The sequence below is a fragment of the Agrobacterium sp. DE0009 genome (assembly GCF_007680755.1).
Lineage (GTDB): Bacteria > Pseudomonadota > Alphaproteobacteria > Rhizobiales > Rhizobiaceae > Agrobacterium > Agrobacterium tumefaciens_B.
In genome coordinates this window covers 259,338-278,660 of sequence record NZ_VEIU01000001.1, presented here as the reverse complement: position 1 = coordinate 278,660, position 19,323 = coordinate 259,338, and the positions used below count along the sequence as shown (strand labels likewise).

Sequence of the window (19,323 nt, the reverse complement as noted above, 5' to 3'; positions counted from 1 at the left end):
CCCTCTCAGAACCAGACTCGTGTTTCAGCAACATGACAGCGGCCGTTTTTTGCAGGGAATATGACGAAAGCTTTCACGAAAACGCGAATAAGCCATGGCGGCATTTGCATAAGGTGCGGTCAAATAACGGCTGTACCACGGGTAAGTTTGTTGTATTCAGGGGGCCGAAATAAAACCAGATACGACGGTGGAAGACATGACCTCTCACGATAAGAACAACACGCCCGCCAACACGGCAAAGGCCGACATCGAGGAACAGGCGCTCTTTTTCCACCGCTACCCGCGCCCGGGCAAGCTGGAGATCCAGGCCACCAAGCCGCTCGGCAACCAGCGCGATCTGGCGCTCGCCTATTCGCCGGGTGTCGCCGCCCCCTGCCTTGCCATCCACGAGAACGCCGAAATGGCAGCGGAATACACGGCCCGCGCCAATCTCGTCGCGGTCATCTCGAACGGCACGGCAGTTCTTGGCCTTGGCAATATCGGCCCGCTTGCCTCGAAGCCCGTTATGGAAGGCAAGGCCGTCCTCTTCAAGAAATTCGCCGGCATCGATGTGTTCGATATCGAAATCGATGCGCCCGGCATCAACGACATGGTCTCCACCATCGCGGCGCTGGAACCCACCTTCGGCGGCATCAACCTTGAGGACATTAAGGCGCCGGAATGTTTCGAGGTGGAGCGCCAGCTGCGCGAGAAGATGAACATCCCGGTCTTCCACGATGACCAGCATGGCACCGCGATCATCGTCGCCGCCGCTGTCACCAACGCTCTGGAACTCGCCGGCAAGTCTCTGTCCAGCGTCAAGATCGTGGCGTCAGGCGCCGGTGCGGCGGCCCTTGCCTGCCTCAACCTCCTTGTTGCGATGGGCGCCAAAAAAGAAAACATCTGGGTGCACGACATCGAGGGCCTTGTCTATGACGGCCGCAACACGTTGATGGACGAGTGGAAGGAAGTTTACGCCCAGAAGACCGACAAGCGCGTGCTGGCTGAAACCATTGATGGCGCCGATGTCTTCCTCGGCCTGTCGGCGGCAGGCGTCCTGAAGCCGGAACTGCTGGAGCGCATGGCGGAGAACCCGCTCATCCTCGCGCTTGCCAATCCGAAGCCTGAAATCATGCCGGAAGAGGCGCGTGCCGCCCGCCCGGATGCGATGATCTGCACCGGCCGCTCGGACTTCCCGAACCAGGTCAACAACGTCCTCTGCTTCCCCTATATATTCCGCGGCGCGCTCGATTGCGGCGCAACAACGATCAACGAAGAAATGAAGATGGCCGCCGTGCAGGCCATCGCCGAATTGGCGCGTGAGGAAGTCTCCGAAGTGGCCGCCAAGGCTTACAGCGGCGAAACGCCGATCTTCGGCCCGACCTACCTCATCCCCTCGCCCTTCGATCCGCGCCTTATCCTGCGCATTGCGCCGGCCGTTGCCCGTGCTGCCGCCGCAAGCGGCGTCGCCGCCCGGCCGATCACCGACTTCGAAGCCTATCTCGACCAGCTGAACCGCTTCGTCTGGCGCTCGGGCTTCATCATGAAGCCGGTCTTCAACGCCGCCAAAGCTGCCGAAAAGAAGCGTATCATCTTTGCCGAAGGCGAAGACGAGCGGGTATTGCGCGCCGCCCAGGTGCTGCTGGAAGAGGGCACCGGCATTCCGATCCTCATCGGCCGTCCGCAGATCATCGAAACGCGCCTGAAGCGCTTCGGCCTGCGCATCCGCCCGCATACGGATTTCGCGGTGGTCAACCCGGAAGACGATCCGCGCTACCGCGAATACGTGGATGACTATTTCGCCCTCGTTGGCCGCGCCGGCATCAATCCGGAAGCGGCGCGTACCATCGTGCGTACCAACACGACCGTCATCGGCGCGCTTTCGGTCAAGCGCGGCGAAGCGGATGCGCTGATCTGCGGTCTCGAAGGCCGTTACGACCGCCATCTGCGAGACGTGAACCAGATCATCGGCAAGCAGGACGGCGTGCGCTCCTTCGCGGGCCTCAGCCTGCTCATCACCCAGCAGGGCGCGCTGTTCCTCACCGATACCTTCGTCAACAACGACCCGACATCAGAAGAAGTGGCCGAGATGGCGATCCTTGCGGCGAAGGAAATCCGCCGCTTCGGCATCACGCCAAAGATCGCGCTCGCCAGCCATTCCAACTTCGGCTCGCGCGATTCCGAAAGCGCCCGCAAGATGCGCCGCGCCCTGAAGATCGTGCAGGAGGCAGCGCCCGAACTGGAAGTGGACGGCGAAATGCAGGGCGGCTCGGCCCTGTCGGAAGCACTGCGCAAGCGCGCCATGCCCAACAGCGTGCTGACCGGCGAGGCGAACCTTCTGGTCTTCCCGAACCTCGATGCCGCCAATATCACGCTGGGTGTCACCCGCACCTTGACGGAAGGCCTGCATGTCGGCCCGATCCTGCTCGGCACGGCCCTTCCCGCCCACATCCTGTCGCCCAGCGTCACCTCGCGCGGCGTCGTCAACATGGCGGCCTTTGCCGTGGTGCAGGCCTCTCACCCTTCGGTGTGATGAAGGCGCATTAACGCAGTTTTGAACATGCTGTTGCCGCAATGCGGCAACAGCTTATGTTATCTTCCTGAAACACGGATTTCCTGAAGCATAACACCCCTGCCACCGGCCGGGGACACCAAACGGATCGCACAATTGACCCGGCGCAGCCGCATCATCGGCCTCCTGCTTCCCCTTGTTTTCATCGCTCCTGCCGCCGCTATTGCGGATCAGGTGTGCGATACGCTGTATCAACAGTTGCGCGAACCGCCCCGTGTCATCGGCAACACGGCCGAGGTGCGGCGTTACGCCAATGCGCTTGCCCGCCAGAACATCGTCATCCGCAAGATCAGAAACGACATGCGCAGCTATGGCTGCTCGTCCGGTAGTGTCATTGTGTATGGCAATCCCAATGCCGGGCTTTGCGCCGAGATCGGCGACGCGCTGGTGGATGCCGAGGCCGAGCGCGACGCGATCATCCGCGATCGCGATGATGCCATGGCGGACGCTCGCAACGATGACAGCAACGTCAGGCGCGAGCGCATTCTCGCCGCCCTCGATGCCAATGGCTGCAGCCCCGCAGAGGACATGAACCGCCAAGCATCGCCTGCACCCGATGTGACCCGGTATCCCGATGCCTTCAGGCAGAATGGCGATGAGCCGGGACAGGCGGGCCTTTCGCCTCACCCCAACGCCGCCGCCGAGGGCGGGCTTCGAACGCTCTGCGTGCGCACCTGCGACGGATCGTTCTTCCCGATCGCCTCCAATGCCTCGCCACTTGATTTCCGCGCCCAGGCCGAGCAATGCCAGAAAATGTGCCCGGGAACCGAGACGGAACTCTATTTCCACTCCATGGCGGATCAGGAAACAGCAGACATGGTGTCCGCTGAAACCGGCAAAACCTACAAGGACCTGCCGACCGCCTTCGCCTATCGCAATGCCTCAACGAAAGCGCCCGGCTGCGCCTGCAACATGGCCGCCTATCACCAGGAGATGCAAAAGCAGGAACAGGCGTCCCGGCCGGAAGCCGAAAAGCCCTATTCCAGCATCACCACCATTCCATCGCCGCAAGGTGACAAGAACGGTGATAAATCCCCCGCAGCGGCTCAACAACAGCAGGCGGCCAAGCAACCGGAACAGCCAATCCCGGAACGGGATTACGATCCCAACGATAAAAAAGTCCGCATCATCGGACCCAAATTCCTGCCGGACCAGACCGGCAAGATAGACCTGAAAAACCCGGCGCTGAAAGGCATCCAGCCGCAGCAGTGAAATCTCTTGCGCGCGTGTAATGGGGCGAGCGCGCGACCCTTGTTTCTTCTCCCCGCCGGGGAGAAGGTCGCGGCAGCGGGATGAGGGGGCAAGCTCTCCGAAAATCTCTACCGTTACACCCTCATCCGACCCTTCGGGCCACCTTCTCTCCGGCGGGGAGAAGAAATGCACGGCAATGTCCCGACCTATTCGCAGGCCTCCGTGTCTACACCCCACCCCAACGGTTCCGAAACACAAGCTCTTCCAGCGGCACGCGCTGCCGCCAGCCCTTCACCGCCAGCTCCGGTTCGGTATAAAGCGTATCGACGCGACCGAGGCACAGCCAGGCGACGATCTCGATATGATCGGGGATACCTAGAATGGCCCTGATATCGCTGTCGTGGAAAATGCTGACCCAGCCGACGCCGACGCCTTCGGCGCGGGCGGCGAGCCAGAGGTTCTGGATGGCGCAGACGGTGGAATAGACATCCGTGCGTGGATTATGGGTGCGGCCCAGCACCACCTTGCCACCCCGTTTCGGATCGCAGGTAACGCAGATGCTGAGCGGGGCCTTGCGGATACCCTCAAGCTTCAGGCTGCGGTAGAGCGCCTGCTTCTCGCCCTCAAACATCGCCGCCGCCTCTTCATTGGCGCGGCTGAAGGCCACCCATGCCGCCTGGCGCACGGCGCCGTCGGTGACGAGGGTGAAGTTCCACGGCTGCATGAAACCGACGGAGGGAGCGGCATGCGCCGCTTTCAGGAGGCGCTCGACGAGATCGTCCGGCAGCGGGTCTGGCAGGAACTGGTCGCGCACATCACGCCGCGTCTCGATGGCGCGGTAGATCGCCTCGCGCTCCTCGCTGGAAAACGGGCGGGCGGGTGAAAGCGCATGATCGAAAGGATTGGCGTCGGGTGGCGTCGTGAAGGGCGGTTCGGTCGGCATCGTTTATCCCTAACAATGCGGGCGGGCCGGTGCCGAAACCATGGAAGGTTTGCAGCGACGACTCGCTTTCCATCAACCTGCCGCCGTCCGCGCGGTTCGGTCTATTTTGCCAGGCCGGTCTTCTGACTAGGCTTCATCCGCCCCTTTCGCCTTCCCGAATAACTTCAGTGGCATGAGAAAAAGGGCATCCGCCTCACAGCGTTGGGCACGTTCCGGTCTCTCACCGGATTCCCGATTCTCCCGCTGCAAAGGCGGGCACCTGACGGGTGAAGCTATGGGCAAAATAGCGTGCGAACGCAAGTGTCGCCAAGGCCGCGCGACAATATGACCGTGCTCCCCGCCTCCGTCATTCCGGCCCTGAGCCGGAGTGAAGGGAGGGGGTACACCGCCTCGTCAGAACCGCATCACGCCACCGGAAAGTACCTGACATAAGCGAACTCATCCCCATCCGGCGACCAGTTGGGCGAATTCATCGTGCCCTGCCCGCCGAAAAGCTCGAACAACGTTTCCACATTGCCGCCGTCCATATCCATCAGCCGCACGCGTACATCGAGATCGCGCGGATGGTCGAAAACGTCGCCATCATAGGAAATGAAGACAACCTTGTCTCCCTTCGGAGACGGGTGTGGAAACCAGTCGCCATAGGGGCTGTCGGTGATACGCTCCACAGCTGAGCCATCCACCCGCACCCGCCAGATCTGCATTTGGCCCGTGCGGCTGGAATTGAAATAGATCCACATACCGTCAGGCGAATAGTCCGGGCCGTCATTGCGGCCTTCACCATGGGTAAGGCGTGTTTCAACGCCGCTGTCTATGTCCATGGAATAGATATCGAAAACCTGATCGCGAATGCCGCAATAGGCGAAGCTTTTCCCGTCGGGGGACCAGCCATGCCAATAGGAGGGCAGGTTCTTCGTCATCAGCTGCGGCGCGCCGCCCGCCGAGGACAGAAGATAGATGGCGCTTTTGCCGAATTCCACCTTGTCTGAAATGGCGTAAAGCGAACCGTCGGGCGAAATACCGTGATCGTTGTTGCACTGGATTGCGAAACCCGTATCGACCTTTTGTGGCGACGCGTCACCGGAAAGGGACAGGCGATACAGCAGCCCTTCGCTGTTCAGCAGCAGATATTTCCCATCCGGCGACCAGTTCGGCGCTTCGAACAGCTCAGGCGTCTGCCACACCACCCGCATCTGCCGGGTCCGGATGTTGAAGATTTCGATGGAGCTGCGCATTCTGCCTCCCGGGCTTGTCAATGTTCCGACCGGAACGGCGCAGACATTCCATTTGCATCCGTCGCCGCCGTGGCTATGATCCTAGGGCGGCAGGCACCGTCCTGCAAATTCAAACCGGAAAAAACGCCTGTGCCCCGGCACCGTCCGCGGCCCTCCCCGTTTCTCCCAGATCCGAGGTTCCGCGATGAATACCATCGCCGATCACGGCATCCGCTTCGGCCGGATCGCCGCAATGCTTCCTGTCAAGAATATCGAAAAGGCCCATGATTTTTATGCCGGCGTGCTCGGTTTCGAAAAGACCTTCGAAAACGGCAATCCCGTCGGCTTCATCATCCTGAAACAGGGCAATGCCGAGCTGCACCTGACATTGCAGCCGGCCCACAGGGCAGCCCCTTTCAACGTCGCGCATATGATGGTCAGCGATGTCGATGCGCTGCACACGGTTTGCAAGAAACATGGGCTGCGCATTATCAAGGGCTTGCAGGACAAGGAGTATGGCCTCAGGGCCTTTGTGTTTGAAGACCCTGATGGCAACCGCATCGATGTGGGGCAGGCTATTTAAGGCGAGTGAACGGCGCGGGGTTTTCTCCGCGCCGCTTGCTTAAACGCGAAGGCTTGTTGTGGAACGAGCGCATGCCCCTCGCTTCTTCTCCCCGCCGGGAAGAAGTCCGCGGCAGCGGGATGGGGGGGCAAGCGTCGCGATATAAGGAGAGGCTGCCCCCTCATCCGACCCTTCGGGCCACCTTCTCCCCGGCGGGGAGAAGAAATAGGCCGCGCCGTCTCTCAATGCGCTGACCCAATTCATTCAGCAGGTACCGCGTTAAACGCGCCTTCCCAAAACGCCCTACCGATCCCGGAACCGGTTGGTAATCGGATACCGCCTGTCACGCCCAAAATTCTTCTTGGTGATCTTCACACCCGGCGCTGATTGGCGGCGCTTGTATTCGGCGAGATAAAGCAGATGCTCCACCCGGTGCACGGTCGCGATATCATGGCCGCGCGCCAGGATTTCCTCGACCGACATTTCCTTTTCGACAAGGCATTCCAGAATATCGTCCAGCACCGGATAGGGTGGCAGCGAATCCTGATCGGTCTGGTTCGGACGCAGTTCGGCGGATGGAGCCTTCGCGATGATGTTGGCGGGGATCACTTCGCCGGAAGGGCCGAGCGCGCCCGGCGGTACATGGGCGTTGCGCCAGGCGGAAATGGCGTAGACCTGCATCTTGTAGAGGTCCTTGATGGGGTTGAAGCCGCCATTCATGTCGCCATAAAGCGTGGCGTAACCCACCGACATCTCGGACTTGTTGCCCGTCGTCACGACCATGGATCCGAACTTGTTCGAAACGGCCATCAGGATGGTGCCGCGCGTGCGGCTCTGCAGGTTTTCCTCGGTGATGCCCTCTTCCGTGCCCTCGAAAAGTTCTGACAGCGCCGAGAGAAAGCCTTCCACCGGCTCGACGATCGGCACGATATCGTATCGGCAGCCGAGCGCTTTTGCGCAATCTGCGGCATCCTTCAGCGATTCTTCCGAGGTATAGCGGTATGGCAGCATGATGCAGCGCACCCGCTCCTCACCCAACGCATCGACCGCAAGGGCGGCGCAGATCGCCGAATCGATGCCGCCGGAAAGCCCGAGTACCACGCTCTTGAAGCCGTTCTTGTTGACGTAATCCCGAAAGCCCAGCATGCAGGCGCGGTAATCCGCTTCCTCGCCTTCGGGAATCTTCGAAAACGGCCCGCTTTCGCAGCGCCAGCCATCCGCCGTGCGTTTCCAGTCGGTTACGGCAAGCGTCGCCTCGAACTGGCTCATCTGGAAGGCAAGTGTCTTGTCGGCATTGAAGCCGAAGCTGGCGCCATCAAAAACAAGCTCATCCTGTCCGCCCAGCTGGTTGGCGAAAACCAGCGGCAGCCCGCTTTCGATTACCTGTCGGAGCGCCACCTGATGGCGCACGTCCAGCTTGCCGCGGTAATAGGGCGAACCGTTCGGCACCAGCAGAATTTCCGCCCCGCTTTCGGCGAGCGTCTCGCAGACGCCCATGTCGTTCCAGATTTCCTCGCAGATCGGAATACCGATCCTCACCCCGCGGAAATTATAGGGGCCGGAAATCGACCCTTCGGAGAACACGCGCTTCTCGTCGAATTCGCCGTAATTCGGCAGGTCGATCTTGTCGCGCAGCGCAATGATCTTGCCACCATCCAGAAGCGCCACGGAATTGTGCCGACCGGTCTCGCCCTGTCGCGGAAAGCCGATAACGATACCCGGCCCGCCGTCCGCAGTCTCGGCTGCCAGTTCCTCGACAGCCTTGAGGCACGCCTTCAGGAAAGCCGGCTTCAGCACCAGATCCTCAGGCGGATAGCCTGAAATGAACAGTTCGGTCAGAAGCAGAAGATCGGCACCCTGGGTTGCCGCATCGGCCCTTGCCTCACGCGCCTTGGCGAGATTGCCCGCCACGTCGCCAACAGTGGGATTGAACTGCCCGACGGCAATCCGCAGATGGTTCGCTATATCGTGTCTGTCGCTCATGTCCCTTCAATACCGCGCCCGTGATCGCTCCGCAACGCAGCAATTCCCCCTTCACTCATTCGTACGCTTCTCGACACTGCCGCCCTCACGCGAAGGTTATCGCGCCTATATGCGCATTCCTTAAAGTTCATGTCGCGTTCATCGCGCTTATGTGACAGTTACATGACACTTTTGCGACACCCGATTCACCTCCCCGGATCGGCCGTGTCGCCTGAAATACCGGAGTATGGGTTTGAGACATTCGGCGCCAAAAACAACGGCTTCCGAAAAGGCTGGATTTGTCTTTTCGCCTGCGGGACTTAAGAGCCTTTCGAAGCTTGCGGGCACCGCTTCCACGCTTGTCCATCTGGCGATTGCATCGCTGGTGCTCGTCATTTTGCTCGAATGGATCGCTCGTGGTTCGTTGACGGATATTGGCGCATTCCTCACCTCCTCGGCCCGCCCCGGCATGACGACGGTCGCCGCCGTGCTTGCCCTCCTCGTTTTGCTGGATTCGCTGCTTGGCCGACGTTATCTGTCGCTTATCGTGGTCGCACCGCTTTGCGCCCTTGTGGGGCTGATCTCCGCGCAGAAGCAGACCTACCTTTCCGATCCGCTTTATCCATCAGACCTCTTGTTCGGACGGCAGATTGTCGAGCTTCTGCCTACCATGTTGAAGGCGCAGCCGCTGACAGCGCTGCTGGTGGGTCTCGGCCTTTGCGCCATGATCGCCGCTATTGCCGCCCTTTGGCTGCTGGCGCGCCGCCACTCGCCGGTGCTGCGGTTACGGGAGCGGGCCGTGGGCCTTGCACTGACACTTCCGGTGCTCGCTGGCCTCGCCTCGCTGATGGACTACTCGCATTATTCCTGGGCGCGCGACCGGCTCAACATCATCCCGATGATGTGGGACCAGCAGGAAAACTACCGCCATAACGGCTTCCTGCTGGCCTTCGCCTTCAATATTCCGATGGCCAATGTCTCGGCGCCGGAGGGTTACGGCGAAAACAGCGTCGCCGAACTCAACTCCGAACCGGCATCTTTTGCCGCCAACAAGGGTGATTACCCTGACGTCATCATGCTGATGAGCGAGTCTCTCTGGGATCCAACCCGGCTCGAAAACGTGCATCTCTCGACCGATCCCATGCAAACGATCCGCGCCAAACAGTCGGGCCATGTGTTTTCGCCAGAATTCGGCGGCATGACGGCCAATGTGGAATTCGAGGCGCTGACCGGTTTCTCCAACGCCTTCCTGCCCTATGGCAGCATTCCCTATCAGCAATACATCCGTCGTCCGGTACCCTCGCTCGCCAGCTTCTTCCGTGGCGAAGGTTATTCCGCCATTGCCATGCATCCGTTCCAGGAATGGTTCTGGAACCGAAAGCAGGTCTACAAAAACTTCGGCTTCGAGGAATTCCGCTCGGAAGAGACGCTGCCCGCGATGGAAAAACGCGGCAATTTTGCCTCCGACGACGCGCTGATGGACGAGATCATGAAGACCGCCGACAAGGCGCAGAACCCGCTCTTCCTCTTTGCTGTCACCCTGCAGGGACATGGCCCTTACGAGGCTGACCGTTATGCGGACAATACGATCGGCGTGACGGGCGATCTTTCCGCCTCCGCCTCGCAGGCGCTCGCCACCTATTCTCAAGGCGTGGCCGAAGCCGACGACGCGCTGCTGAAGCTGATGCGCTGGGCAAAGAAACGCGACCGTGAGACCATCATTGTGCTCTTCGGCGATCATCTGCCGCCGCTCGGCCAGACTTTCGTGGAAAGCGGCTACATGCCGGGCATGGTGGCCAGTCGCCGCGCGCCGCTGGAGGTGATGAAGAAAGAACACGAAACGCCGCTGGTCGTCTGGTCCTCGAAGAAGGGCGTGCGCAAGACTATCGGCACCATCAGCCCCGCGCTTCTGCCCTATCACGTGTTGAAGACCGCAGGCTTTTCCGATCCTTTTTACACCGGCACGCTGGGCGAGGTGCAAAAGGCGTTCTCCGTCATCGACCGCCACATGCTGGTGACGACCGACGGTAACGCCCTGCCCGACTGGTCGATTGCGCCCAACGCGGTGCCTGAGGTGGTGCGCGATTATCGTCTGCTGCAATTCGACATGATGTTCGGCCAGCAATTTGGCCGGCAGCGCTTCTTCCCCGGTTTCAACTGGTTGCACGAAGCGACGCCAGCTGTCTGACCGTCTCGGCGGGGACGCCTCAGCCGCATGGTGGTGGAAATCGTTTGAATTCCGCTCCCATGCGGGTTTATCTCGAAAGGCAGAGGCCCCCCTTGAACCGGAGACACACCGTGTCAGACATCTCCGACTATATCACGTCGCATTTCAAACGCTCATCCCGTGATATCGGTGAGGTCGAGCGGCGTATCCTCGAACTCTCACACCAGAAAAAGCTGATTTCGAGCGACACCAACGCGGAATTTTCCGCCGGTGCCAGTTTCGGCGACAGGCTGGCCGACAATATCGCCAAGGTGGGCGGCTCCTGGGGATTTATCCTCGGCTTCTGCTTTTTCCTGGTCTTCTGGGCGCTGATCAACACGATCATCCTGACGACGCGCGCGTTCGATCCCTACCCGTTCATCTTTCTCAACCTGCTTCTGTCCATGCTTGCCGCCATTCAGGCACCGATCATCATGATGTCGCAGAACCGGCAGGCGGCCCGCGACCGCTTCGAGGCCGCAAAGGACTATGAGGTGAACCTGAAGGCCGAGCTCGAAGTCCTTTCCCTGCACGAAAAGATCGATGTGAAAGTGCTGGCCGAACTCGCGGCCCTTCGCCAGGAGATCGCAGCACTTCACCGCCACGTCAGCAAAAACGACGACTGACGCGAAAATTTCTTGCCCGCTTTTCCCCACCCGGTTCAACGCTGTTATCTTCTCACCAGTCCTGCCGGGTGGTCGCCAGACGTGGCGTAAACCGAGGGACGGTTCTGATGGGGACGGTGGCGCGTTCGTGACGACAGGACCATTTCGCAAGGCGCAGTGCACGGCCCTTGCGAGATACGGCATGGTGAAAGACCCGGTTGCGCAACGCATCCTGTCCACACCAACCCAACCGAAGCGCAGCCGGGCAATCGCCCGATGCTCTCTAGCAATCACCCGTCCGGCAGCGCTGGGCGGGATAAAGCTGTTGGGGTTCTGGAACTGGAAAGTGGACCGAAATGCATGAGGTTTCACCCCCTCTGCCCGGCAGCGCAGATGGGGTAAGCCACACGCGCCCTACGACAGATGCGAACGGACACCCCGCTGAAAATCCACACCCAGTTACGAATCCGTCAGATTCTTGCGCTACAGATTGACGCAGTCGTTTGTTGCATTGCACTCTGGCGGGCAAGGTAAACGGGGGAATCACTCCCCATCGTCGACACGGCATCACGACCAATTCGCGACCACGCTTTGCCGGATGCGACATCCGGTAATCCTAATGCAGTCTATTCCGGGGTTTTTCATGCACCAGTTCGATCTCATTGTTGTCGGTAGCGGTCCGGCAGGCAGACGGGCCGCCATTCAGGCCGCCAAGCTCGAAAAGAGGGTTCTGGTCATCGAAAAAGGCAGCCGCGTCGGCGGCGTCTCGGTGCATACCGGCACTATTCCCTCCAAGACCCTGCGTGAAACCGCGCTCAATCTGACAGGCTGGCGCGAGCGCGGATTTTACGGCCGCGCCTACCGCGTCAAGCAGGAGATCGATGCGGAAGACTTGCGCCGCCGCCTGCTCATCACGCTGGATCACGAGGTGGAGGTCCTGGAGCACCAGTTCGCCCGTAACCGCGTGCAGCACATTCGCGGCACGGCAAGCTTCGTTGATGCCAACACCATGAAGGTGGTGAAAAACGATGGCGAGGTTCTGGAGGTCACCGGCACCTCCATTCTGCTGACCATCGGCACCCGGCCCTACCGCCCGCCGCATATCCCCTTTGATGGCAAAGCAGTGCTCGATTCCGACGAGATCCTCGAAATCAAGGAATTGCCGCGCTCCATGATCGTGGTTGGCGCCGGCGTCATCGGTATTGAATATGCCACCATCTTCAGCGCCCTCGATACGCAGGTAACGGTGGTGGAACCGCGCGAAACCATGCTGGAATTCATCGACAAGGAAATCGTCGAGGATTTCGCCTATCAACTGCGCGACCGCAACATGAAGCTGATCTTCGGCCAGAAGGCGGAGAAGGTGGAACGCGACGAAAGCGGCAAATGTCTTGTCTCGCTCGGCAATGGCCGCGTTCTGAAAGCCGAAACCGTCCTCTTCGCCGCCGGCCGTGTCGGCGCCACCGATACGCTCAATCTTTCGGCCTGCGGGCTGGAGGCCGACAGCCGCGGCCGTCTGAAGGTCAACCCCGAAACCTTCCAGACCTCTGTACCCAACATCTATGCCGCCGGGGACATAATCGGTTTCCCGAGCCTCGCCTCCACTTCCATGGAACAGGGCCGCATCGCCGCCCGCCATGCCGTCGGCGCACCCGCCGGCGAACCGCCGCAGTTCTTTCCCTATGGCATCTATGCCGTGCCTGAGATCTCCACCTGCGGTCTGACGGAAGAAGAAGTGATCGAACGCGGCATTCCCTACGAATGCGGCATCGCCCATTTCCGCGAAACCTCGCGTGGCCACATCATGGGTCTCGACAGCGGCCTGTTGAAGATGATCTTCTCTCTGAAAACCCGCCGCCTGCTCGGCGTCCACATCGTCGGAGAAGGCGCCACCGAACTGGTGCATATCGGCCAGGCGGTGCTGAACCTCAAGGGCACGGTGGAGTATTTCGTCGAGAACACGTTCAACTATCCCACACTTGCGGAAGCCTACAAGATTGCCGGGCTGGATGCCTGGAACCGTATGGGTGAGATCAAGAAGGATTGAGGTTGCACGGAGGGCGGCGGTTGAGACGGCGACGTCTTTTCGTCGGCCTTTTGAGAAGCATGGCCCCCACCTCGTCATCCCGGCCTTGAGCCGGTATCCAGCGCGCACAAGTCTTTGATCGCAAAAGAGTCTTCACGGCGCATCCGCGCCGTGGCTGGATGCCGGATCAAGTCGGCATGACGGAGGAAACGCGCTTGTCTTAATCTCGCGGTACCTGCAAACGCGTGCCACCGCCCGCCCGAACCCTCACCACCGAATACTATACCGCGCACTCACCCCCGGCCGGAAATGATCCGCATAACCCTGATCGAGCGTGCCCCGCAGCGTCAGGTGATCACCCAGCTTCTGCTCGACCGCCACGCCACTGCTGAATTCGTTGAAGCTGTTGCGGCTTGCCCCTGTCAGCACGAAGGCGGTGCCGGTTTCCGCGCGGGACAGGCGCAGCGATTGCGACACATCCAGCCCGTTCCATTGTTGCACGGTTCCGTCATACCGCATGGTGACATTGCGGTTCGCCTCTATATCCAGTTCCGGCGTGACGATGCGCTTCTGCTGCGACGTCACGGAAATGCTGCTTGAACCCGTCAGCGCATTGAAGATGACTCCAACATCGCGGGCAAGCGAAACGCCGGGTAACTGTTCGGCCAGCAACGTGACATTACCCCACAGCCGCACCGGCGTATCCACCAGCTGCCCGCCCCTGGACGTGCTCATGCCCATTTCCAGCCCCGCCCGGATCGGCGTATCGACCGGCAGCCTGGCGCCTATGCGCGCCGTGTAGGACAGATCGGAATTCTTGACCGGCTTCCAGATCAACCCGCCTTCCTCGGCATGGGCAGCGGGCACCATGGCAGCGGAAAGAACAACAAAAAGGGCAAAACCCGTTCGGAGCGACATGATTGTCCCCTGGCAAATAAAGGGCGCACCGGGAGAACCCGGAAAGCACGGTAAAAGCGTAAGGCCAATGAGCTGGCAGCGATGAGGCCGCAGAGCGGCGCATAATGCCCGAACGACCGCTTGATACGGCCGAGGCAAATCATGCTTCGCAGGGTGCCAGATGAACGGGAGATGAACAAGAGCAGATGCAGCAAAAAACCGTGCTGCACTGCATTGTGATCGATGACCTTGGCGGCCTGTGTCTGCCCTGCCGCTTGACGAATCGGCTGTTCGAATTTGATAGTATTAGCGCGTGGCCTGCGCCTAACCTCCACGACCTTCCCCAGCAGGGTCTTTTAAGGAGGCAAAGGGACTTCTGTCTCAGGCAACTCTCCTCGGTCCGATCGTTTCGGGCAGGTTGCTGGGGAACTGCGTCCGAGACCTGAAAGGCCTGGCAATGACGCAAAATGGTAATCTGAAACGCCGCGTGAGAGCACGCGCCGCCAAAACCGGCGAATCCTATACCGCTGCTCTTCGGCATATTCGCGCAACACCGGATATTTCCTCTAGTAACGCGATACGGCTAGCGGTCGCCCAGACATCCCTGTGCAACGACCCGCGTGACGTATCCGCCCTGAAGACCTGCGGGAATGAGATACGCAATCTTATGGGCGAGGCTCATAAAGCTGGTGCTCGCATCATACATTTTGGCGAAGGAGCTACATGCTGGCCCCATAAACGGATCATGTCAGAGACTGGTCCACGAGAAATCGGTCCATCCGACTGGACGCGCTTTGAATGGGAAACCTTGCATGAAGAATTGGAAACGATCCGAAAACTGGCGCGCAAGCTGAGGCTTTGGACGATTGTCGGTTCGGTCCATCAGCTTACGCCACCTCATAGGCCTTACAACAGCCTCTATGTCATCTCCGAGCGCGGCAAGCTTGTAACCCGTTACGACGAACGCCTGCTGTCGAACACCAAAATCTCGTTCATGTATTCCCCGGGACGTGTACCGGTGACGTTTGAAATTGATGGCCTCCGTTTCGGTTGCGCGCTTGGCATGGAAGCGCACTACCCGGAGATATTCATGGAATACGAGAGGCTGAACGTCGACTGCGTGTTATTCTCCACCGCAGGCGATGGCCCGTCTAACGGCTCGGCATTTGCCGCCGAGATATTGGGGCATGCCGTAAGCAACACCTATTGGGTCAGCTATTCCACTCTGGCGGCTCACAGCGCAGTTGCTCTCTCGGGAATCGCTGCACCGGATGGCCGATGGGCAGCGCAATGCCCGATGAATGGTTTACCGGCTATCGCCATAGCAGACATTACCATCGATCGTGAAAATCCCGCGCGACCATGGCGGCGAAAAGCCCGGGGCGATCTTTATGCGCCTCATCAGGTGAATAATGATCCCAGAAGCGAGAGCCGGGAGCGATTTTAACAGTCGATGTCGGCCAGCGGCGCTGTTTGGCTCCGCTGTCCACCGCGCAAAGCGGACCCGACGGCATTGCCCAAACAAAAAGGCCGCAGCTTTCGCCACGGCCTTTCCATTCAATCAGCTTGCGCCGAAGAAGATTATTCGGCGTCGCCTTCAGCGGCCTTCTTCTTGGCCGGAGCCTTCTTTTTCGGAGCGGCTTCTTCGCCTTCAGCGGCGTCGTCAGCCTTGGCGGCAGCCTTTTTCTTGGCGGGCGCCTTCTTCTTGGTTTCCGTGGCTTCCTCGCCGTCGTCAGCCAGCAGCTCTTCCTTGGAAACGGTCTTGTCCGTTACCGAGATTTCGGTGAGCAGCTTGTCGATGACCTTTTCTTCGAAGATCGGAGCGCGCAGCGAAGCGGAAGCGCCGGGGGTGTTGCGGAAGAAATCGAGGATTTCCTTCTGCTGGCCCGGGAACTGCTGCAGCTGCTGGAACAGCGCGCGCTGCATTTCTTCTTCGGTCACTTCGACACCGGCCTTTTCGCCGATTTCGGAGAGAACGAGGCCGAGACGAACGCGACGCTCGGCAAGCTTGCGATATTCTTCGCGGGCTTCTTCTTCGGTCGTGTCTTCGTCAGCGAAGGTCTTGCCGGACTGGGCAAGATCGGTGTTGATCTGGCGCCAGATGTTGTCGAACTCGGCATCAACCAGACCAGCCGGCGTGTCGAACTTGTACATGTCGTCGAGCTGGTCGAGGATCTGACGCTTGACCTTCTGGCGGGTCACGTTGCCGTACTGGCTTTCGATCTGGCCCTTGACGATTTCCTTCAGCTTTTCAGCCGATTCGAGACCGAGCTTTTCGGCCAGCTCGTCGTTGATTTCAACCGGAGCAGCGGCAGCAACGTCCTTGACGGTGATGTCGAAGTTGGCTTCCTTGCCGGCGAGGTTCGCAGCCGGGTAATCGGCCGGGAACGTCACGGTGATGGTCTTTTCGTCGCCGGCCTTGACGCCAACCAGCTGGTCTTCGAAGCCGGGGATGAAGCGGCCGGAACCGAGAACCAGTTCGGCATCTTCAGCCGCGCCGCCGTCAAAGGCTTCGCCGTCAACCTTGCCGAGATAGTTCATGGTGACGCGGTCGCCTTCAGCGGCCTTGCCCTTCTTGGTCTCGTAAGTACGAGCGCTTTCAGCGATCTTGAGGATCTGCTCATTGATCTCGTCTTCGGTCACTTCCACGACTTCGCGGGTAACCTTGATGCCGTCATTGGCCTTCAGTTCGATGGCCGGAATGATTTCGTAGGCAACGGTGAATTCGAAATCGGATTCGGCCGACAGGATCTTTTCGGCTTCCTGCTCGTCTTCGGTCATGGAGATCGACGGCTGTGTCGCAGACTTCTCACCGCGGCTGGAAAGAATTTCGGTCGGCTTTTCACGAACCAGCTCGTTGACGAGGTCGGCCATGATGGACTTGCCGTACATCTTCTTCAGGTGGCCAACCGGCACCTTGCCGGGACGGAAACCGTTGATGCGAACCTTGTCCTTGGCGTCGACGAGGCGCTCGTCCAGGCGGGCCTTCATGTCGGCGGCCGGAATAACGACCTTCAGTTCGCGCTTCAGCCCTTCAGCGAGCGTTTCGATAACCTGCATTTTCTCAAACCTTCACATCATGGCGGCGGTGCTCAGACAGCCGTTGGTTTACTTTCGAGCACTGCACTGGAACATGGTTCCCGGCCGTGGCTTTCTTAAATCGTTACACAAGCAGCTGCCGGACACCGTTGCGCCCGCACCTGAAAAGCTAGAGGAACACCCCCAAAGCCCGCGCATCTTCTAAAGATGCACTCTGGCGCAAGCGTGGCACAGCCATGCCTTGCTTGTGGTGCGGGTAGAGAGACTCGAACTCCCACGCCGAAGCGTTGGTACCTAAAACCAATGCGTCTACCAATTCCGCCATACCCGCACGTTGGGCGGCGGTATGTCACAATGTTCAGGAAGGGTCAAGCACGCCGTTCTCCTGCTTTTATTTCCTCCGGGTTTTTCTTGATGCGCCGGGCGAAGATGGCAATGCCGTGCCGCTTCCGATGAACGCCTGCGGCAACGCAAAGCACCGAAGTGACCCCAGGGCGGCGGGCGATTCCATCCGGAAACGACACATAGAAGATTTGGACGCCGCTGCACCTCGGGTGCCCAGCCGAGACGGGACACAATACGGGCCGGAGGGCTGACATTATATATGGCGTCTGCGTGGGGTAATTTTCTGCAGCGTCGCTCCCGACGCAGACGCCTCTTGCGCCGCCAAGTGAGCCCCGCCTGAATCTGCAAGGCGCGATTACCTAACCGCCAACAAACGCCCATAAAATGGTCACAAATGATGCATGAATCGCCGCGATCCGGCCAACATCGCGGCTTGCCCTGCGTTCCGCGCATAGGTGGCATCTTGCTTTGTCTGTTTTTGTTTCGATTAAACCGATTATATTGATGGTCATACAGAGATCAGTTCAGCCCCGGACCATAATCCTCCCAAGACTGGCCGTTGAGACTGAACCGCACGAAGAGGAAGATGAAAATGAACATTGCACGCTCGCTTACCAACTGGCGCAAATACCGTCAGACCGTTACCGAACTTGGCCGCATGAGCGACCGCGAACTGAATGACCTCGGCATCGGCCGTCAGGACATCCGCCGCGTCGCCAAGTCTGCCGTCGGCTTCTAATAATGACGCCTCCGCCGCTTATGCGGCGGATGGCAGATAGACGACCCAAAAGGCCTGAGGCTCCCGCCTCCGGCCTTTTTTCGTTTGGGCCACAGGAAACTGTAGCGCCCGCCGAAGCTTGGGTGACATTGCAAAACTGCATCGGTGCCCAGGCCATCGATCCGGCATCGGGCGACCGCCTCAACCGGCCCTCGATGCGGCAACGCCTTCCTATAACTGCACAACCCCTCATACGCGCCCGAAATGCAGGCATCTCCGCTCATATTTTATTCAGATGCCATCTCAAGCCGCAAATTTAGCCGACATAGTGCACAAATGCATGGCAGTCGCTTAAATTCTGCACTGCACAACATGGCTTCATGTCTATATATAAACCTCAACAGCCGAGAGCACAGAGAAACCGCTGAGCCGGCCGACGAAATCAACAGAGATAGATTGAGGAAACGACCATGAACCCCATCCGCATCGCAAAGAACTGGATCTCCTACCGCCGCACGATCAACGAACTCGGCAGCCTGTCCAACCAGGCGCTCAGCGACATCGGCCTGACACGTTACGACATCCGTAACGTTGCTTCCCGTTCGTTCCGCTAAGGCGTAAACGATCGTCCCGCTGCCCGACCTCCAGGGCGCGACGATTGAGCGACAGGTAAAAGAAAGCGGCGCCTCTGGCGCCGTTTTTGATTCTGGTGTTCCGGCTTGAGTTCGGCCTCCAACATCGCCCAGCGTTGAGGTTCACGAGGTAGGCCACGGCATCGCGGCATGCGTCTTCTCCCCGCCGGGGAGAAGGTGGCCCGAAGGGTCGGATAAGCGGGCAAGCTCTCCGCAAACCACTACCCTCGCCCGCCCATCCCGCTGCCGCGGACTTCTCCCCGGCGGGGAGAAGAAACAAGTGGCGCGCGCTCGCTCCCATAAAACGAGAGCTTCGGGCTTCGGCCTCATCGTAAAGCTCAACTGCCGCCGCCACTGACTACCGAACCAAAAACATTTGGCGGCTCCGGCCATGCATGCTAGTGCATCGGCAACATGCAGCGTCCTTCGGGA

General features: G+C 59.7%; 14 protein-coding genes, 1 tRNA gene and 1 riboswitch. Of the genes, 9 read left to right on the top strand and 6 right to left on the bottom strand.

Annotated features, from left to right (window positions below; translation table 11 throughout):
- The first annotated feature begins 196 nt into the window (after positions 1–196).
- The gene (locus FS804_RS01450; protein ID WP_144574121.1) at positions 197–2,512 is read left to right on the top strand and encodes an NADP-dependent malic enzyme; all 2,316 of its coding nucleotides are present in this window, start codon (positions 197–199) and stop codon (positions 2,510–2,512) included.
- Positions 2,513–2,647: 135 nt separating this feature from the next.
- Complete coding sequence (locus FS804_RS01445) at positions 2,648–3,763, top strand: DUF2865 domain-containing protein (protein WP_186376628.1); 1,116 nt, start codon at positions 2,648–2,650, stop codon at positions 3,761–3,763.
- A 205-nt stretch (positions 3,764–3,968) separates the two neighbouring features.
- On the opposite strand, the gene bluB is transcribed toward FS804_RS01445, so the two are convergent.
- Positions 3,969–4,685 carry a 5,6-dimethylbenzimidazole synthase gene (gene bluB, locus FS804_RS01440; RefSeq protein WP_144574119.1) on the bottom strand — a complete coding sequence of 239 codons (717 nt, stop codon included), beginning with the start codon at positions 4,683–4,685 and terminating at the stop codon, positions 3,969–3,971.
- Positions 4,686–4,779: 94 nt separating this feature from the next.
- Positions 4,780–4,963: riboswitch (cobalamin riboswitch) on the bottom strand.
- Between the two features lie 126 nt (positions 4,964–5,089).
- The gene (locus FS804_RS01435; RefSeq protein ID WP_144574117.1) at positions 5,090–5,920 is read right to left on the bottom strand and encodes a TolB family protein; all 831 of its coding nucleotides are present in this window, start codon (positions 5,918–5,920) and stop codon (positions 5,090–5,092) included.
- Positions 5,921–6,104: 184 nt separating this feature from the next.
- Here FS804_RS01435 and FS804_RS01430 point away from each other — a divergent pair, with 184 nt between their 5' ends.
- Entirely contained in the window at positions 6,105–6,482 is a 378-nt protein-coding gene (locus tag FS804_RS01430) for a glyoxalase superfamily protein (RefSeq protein ID WP_063948884.1), read from the top strand.
- Between the two features lie 282 nt (positions 6,483–6,764).
- On the opposite strand, the gene FS804_RS01425 is transcribed toward FS804_RS01430, so the two are convergent.
- On the bottom strand, positions 6,765–8,444 hold the full coding sequence (locus FS804_RS01425) for an NAD+ synthase (protein ID WP_144574115.1): 1,680 nt from the start codon (positions 8,442–8,444) through the stop codon (positions 6,765–6,767).
- Positions 8,445–8,670: 226 nt separating this feature from the next.
- On the opposite strand from FS804_RS01425, the gene FS804_RS01420 reads away from it, so the two are divergent.
- From FS804_RS01420 to sthA, 3 genes are all read left to right on the top strand, one after another.
- Positions 8,671–10,611: an LTA synthase family protein gene (locus FS804_RS01420; protein WP_186376627.1), complete on the top strand. Its 1,941-nt coding sequence runs from the start codon at positions 8,671–8,673 to the stop codon at positions 10,609–10,611.
- Positions 10,612–10,721: 110 nt separating this feature from the next.
- Entirely contained in the window at positions 10,722–11,255 is a 534-nt protein-coding gene (locus FS804_RS01415) for a DUF1003 domain-containing protein (RefSeq protein ID WP_186376626.1), read from the top strand.
- A gap of 622 nt (positions 11,256–11,877) precedes the next feature.
- Positions 11,878–13,281: a Si-specific NAD(P)(+) transhydrogenase gene (sthA, locus tag FS804_RS01405; RefSeq protein ID WP_144576290.1), complete on the top strand. Its 1,404-nt coding sequence runs from the start codon at positions 11,878–11,880 to the stop codon at positions 13,279–13,281.
- 246 nt (positions 13,282–13,527) lie between these two features.
- On the opposite strand, the gene FS804_RS01400 is transcribed toward sthA, so the two are convergent.
- Complete coding sequence (locus tag FS804_RS01400; protein WP_144574113.1) at positions 13,528–14,178, bottom strand: hypothetical protein; 651 nt, start codon at positions 14,176–14,178, stop codon at positions 13,528–13,530.
- Positions 14,179–14,614: 436 nt separating this feature from the next.
- Here FS804_RS01400 and FS804_RS01395 point away from each other — a divergent pair, with 436 nt between their 5' ends.
- Positions 14,615–15,604 carry a carbon-nitrogen hydrolase family protein gene (locus tag FS804_RS01395; RefSeq protein WP_144574111.1) on the top strand — a complete coding sequence of 330 codons (990 nt, stop codon included), beginning with the start codon at positions 14,615–14,617 and terminating at the stop codon, positions 15,602–15,604.
- A 134-nt stretch (positions 15,605–15,738) separates the two neighbouring features.
- Here FS804_RS01395 and tig read toward each other — a convergent pair whose 3' ends face one another.
- Positions 15,739–17,217 carry a trigger factor gene (gene tig / locus FS804_RS01390; RefSeq protein ID WP_063948879.1) on the bottom strand — a complete coding sequence of 493 codons (1,479 nt, stop codon included), beginning with the start codon at positions 17,215–17,217 and terminating at the stop codon, positions 15,739–15,741.
- 227 nt (positions 17,218–17,444) lie between these two features.
- Positions 17,445–17,527: transfer RNA gene (locus tag FS804_RS01385), tRNA-Leu, on the bottom strand.
- Positions 17,528–18,133: 606 nt separating this feature from the next.
- Here FS804_RS01385 and FS804_RS01375 point away from each other — a divergent pair.
- Positions 18,134–18,280: a DUF1127 domain-containing protein gene (locus FS804_RS01375; protein WP_144574109.1), complete on the top strand. Its 147-nt coding sequence runs from the start codon at positions 18,134–18,136 to the stop codon at positions 18,278–18,280.
- Positions 18,281–18,729: 449 nt separating this feature from the next.
- Positions 18,730–18,873 carry a DUF1127 domain-containing protein gene (locus tag FS804_RS25425; protein WP_003515516.1) on the top strand — a complete coding sequence of 48 codons (144 nt, stop codon included), beginning with the start codon at positions 18,730–18,732 and terminating at the stop codon, positions 18,871–18,873.
- Positions 18,874–19,323: the final 450 nt, after the last annotated feature.